General features: G+C 51.9%; 1 protein-coding gene. It reads left to right on the forward strand.

Annotated features, from left to right (window positions below; genetic code table 11):
• Positions 1-47 precede the first annotated feature (47 nt).
• A complete protein-coding gene (locus INT19_RS08275) occupies positions 48-677 on the forward strand; it encodes a Fic family protein (protein ID WP_226924540.1) in 630 nt (209 codons plus the stop codon).
• Positions 678-838: the final 161 nt, after the last annotated feature.

The following is an 838-nucleotide window of genomic DNA, read 5'->3' on the forward strand; positions in this document are numbered from 1 at the left end:
TGACGTGAAGTAGGTCAACTACGTCGTAGGATGAACGCTTACGGCAGCTGGAGGCTGAGCTGGATGCCTTTATTACTTGGTTCAACCAGCCGCCTCAGGGGCTTGATGGGCTGGTTCGCGCTGGCATAACCCATCTATGGTTGATTACCTTGCACCCCTTTGATGATGGTAATGGGCGTGTCACTCGTGCAGTCACCGACCGGGCGCTTGCACAAGCAGAGCGTCAATCCGTCCGGTTCTATTCCTTGAGCGCGGCCATTATGGCGCGCCGTCACGCTTACTATGATTACCTCGAAAGCGCTCAGAAAGGCAGACTCGATATTACTCCGTGGTTGTTGTGGTTTCTGGACACGCTGAAAGAGGCACTCGAGCAGGCGCTGTTAAGAATCGACCGTGTGTTAATGAAAACCACCTTCTGGCAGCGCCATGCCACTACCGTGCTGAACGAACGGCAAATTAAAGTGCTGAACCGCTTGTTGGATAAAGCGGGGGAGGAGTTTGAGCAGGGTATCAATGCTCGTAAGTACCAAGCGTTGGCCAAAGTGAGTAAAGCCACCGCAACGAGGGATTTGGCCGAGCTACTGGAAAAAGGCTGCCTTTCCAAGCTTCCCGGCGGTGGGCGCAGTACACGCTATACGGTGTTACTTGGGCAAGCTATGAAGGCACGCAGTAAGTAGTGGACTTTGTCAGTGAGGTCATATCACTTGCAATGAAAATCGACCTATAGCAAGTGAATGCCTTTGCCTCAAAGCACTTTGAAGGTAACTCACCCGATGTATGCTTTACTATCTGCACCGTAAGCGTTCATCCTACGACGTAGTTGACCTACTTCACGTCA

Source organism: Halomonas sp. 3A7M (genome assembly GCF_014897875.1).
Taxonomy (GTDB): Bacteria; Pseudomonadota; Gammaproteobacteria; order Pseudomonadales; family Halomonadaceae; genus Vreelandella.